The organism is Rhodococcus sp. P4_C10, from assembly GCF_056402135.1.
Genome location: NZ_JBFUHZ010000088.1, coordinates 1 through 2424, shown reverse-complemented (window position 1 = coordinate 2424; position 2424 = coordinate 1). Strand labels below are relative to the sequence as shown.

2 protein-coding genes are annotated in these 2424 nt (G+C 72.8%); both read left to right on the top strand.

Features of this window, described 5'->3' with window-relative positions; all coding sequences use genetic code 11:
* Positions 1 to 1958: ABC transporter ATP-binding protein (locus AC1DWC_RS26610; RefSeq protein ID WP_477912882.1), on the top strand; the 1958-nt coding region annotated here is incomplete at its 5' end.
* Positions 1959 to 2091: 133 nt separating this feature from the next.
* Positions 2092 to 2424: 2-oxoglutarate dehydrogenase E1 subunit family protein (locus AC1DWC_RS26605; protein ID WP_477912880.1), on the top strand; the 333-nt coding region annotated here is incomplete at its 3' end.

Genomic DNA, 2424 nt, shown 5'->3' with positions numbered 1-2424 from the left:
CGGTGACGGCGGGCGGCGCACCTGCGGGCGGCGGCGGTCACGGCGCGGGCGGCGCGGCGTCCGGGGCACTCGGCAACGTGGCCGCCACGCCGGAACTGCGTGCCGCCGTCGCGGCCCTGCCCCCGGCCACCGAGCAACCCGGCATGGACGACCACGATCTGCGCCGGCCGGACCCCGCGTTCCGGCTGTCCGCGCTGCTGCGGCCGGTCCGCTGGATCCTCGCCGCCGTCGTCGCCTGCCTGGCGCTGGACTCGCTGGCGGGCGTGCTGTTCCCGTCGATCGTCAAGTTCGCGCTCGACCGCGGCGTCACGGCCGACCAGCCGTCCGCGCTGTGGTGGGCCACCTTCGCCGGCGTCGCGCTGGTCGCCGCGGACTGGCTGGTCGTCGCGGTGATGACGGTGGTCACCACCCGCGCCGGCGAGAAGGTCCTCTACAGCCTGCGGGTGCGCAGCTACGCGCACCTGCAGCGGCTCGGCCTCGACTACTACGAGCGGGAACTGTCCGGCCGCATCATGACCCGGATGACGACCGACGTCGACGCGCTGTCGTCGTTCCTGCAGACCGGCCTGTCGACGGCGGTGGTCAGCGTGCTCACGGTGGTCGGGATCGCGATCGCCCTGCTGCTGACCGACGTGGTGCTCGGACTGGTGGCGCTCGCCGCGGTGCCGCCGCTGCTGGTGGCCACCCTGCTCTTCCGCCGGGTGTCCTCCGTGGCGTACTCGGTCTCGCGGGAACGCATCTCGATCGTCAACGCCGACTTCCAGGAGAATGTCGCGGGGCTGCGCGCGGCGCAGGCGTACCGGCGTGAGGACTTCGCGGCGGAACGGTTCGCCGAACGCGCGGACAGCTACCGCCGCAGCCGGATGCGCTCGCAGCGGGCCATCTCGATCTTCTTCCCGTTCATCACCTTCCTGTCCGACCTGGCGCTGGCCGCCGTGGTGCTGGTCGGTGCCACCCGCGTCGCCAACGGCGAGGCCACCGCGGGCACGCTGGTCGCCTTCGTCCTCTACCTCGGGCTGCTGTTCGGTCCGATCCAGCAGCTCTCGCAGGTCTTCGACGGCTACCAGCAGGCCAGCGTCGGCCTGCGCCGGATCGGGGACCTGCTGCGAACCCGCAGTTCGCTGGAGGACTCACTCTCCGGCGACGCCGCTGCCCCGTCGGGCACGGTGCCGATCACCGGGCACCTGCGCGGGGACGTCGACCTCGCCGACGTGACCTTCCGCTACAGCGGCGCGGAGACCGACGCCCTGCAGGGCGTGGACCTGCGCATCGACGCGGGCGCCACGGTGGCCCTGGTCGGCCGGACCGGCGCCGGCAAGTCCACCGTCGTCAAGCTGCTGGCCCGCTTCTACGACCCGACCGACGGCGCGGTGCGGGTGGACGGGGTGGACCTGCGCGGCTACCCGCTCCCCGAGTACCGCGCCCGGCTCGGCGTGGTCCCGCAGGAGGCGCACCTGTTCACCGGCGACGTGGCGAGCAACATCGCCTACGGCCGGCCCGACGCGACCCGCGAGCAGATCGTGGCCGCGGCCCGCGCGGTGGGCGCGCTGGCGACCATCGCCGACCTCCGCGGCGGCATGTACACCCCGATCGGCGAGCGCGGACAGGGACTCTCCGCCGGCCAGCGTCAGCTGATCGCGCTGGCCCGTGCCGAACTGGTCGACCCGGACCTGCTGCTGCTCGACGAGGCGACGGCCACCCTGGACCCGGCCACCGAGCGCACCGTGCTCGAGGCCAGCCGGCTGATCGCCCGCCGGCGCACCGCGGTGGTGGTGGCACACCGGCTGGCGACTGCCGCGCGGTCCGACCTCGTCGTGGTGGTCGACGACGGGCGCATCGTCGAGTCCGGTCCACACCACGAGCTGCGTCACGCCGGCGGACACTACGAACGGCTCTGGGATGCGGCGCGAAGCGCTGCGGGGAATAATTCGGGGACCCAAAATGTCATCGATAGTTGAAACCGCGGGCACTCACGGGTGACGCACATCACTCGGCGGGTGCCCGCCGCGCGCGGACGCCATCCGGGGGGACTAGCCTCGGGTGCATAAGCGCCGATCGGGGACCAAGAGAGAAACGAGGCGAACACCTGCCGTGAGCAGCAGTTCTACGTCACAATTCGGACAGAACCAGTGGCTTGTCGACGAGATGTACCAGCGCTTCCAGGATGATCCCTCATCTGTGGACGCCAGCTGGCACGAGTTCCTCACCGACTACAAGCCGGACACCTCGGGCGCCAACGGACAGGCCGCGCAACCCGCGCCTGCCGGCCCCACGAACGGCAACGGCACACCCGCCGCCACCACCACCGTCACTCCTGCTGCAGCACCGCCCGCCGCTGCACCTGCCGCCTCGGTCCCCGCCTCGGCAGCACCGGCGGCACCCGCGCCGGCGGCCCCGGCAGCAGCGAAGGCCGCGGCCCCGGCC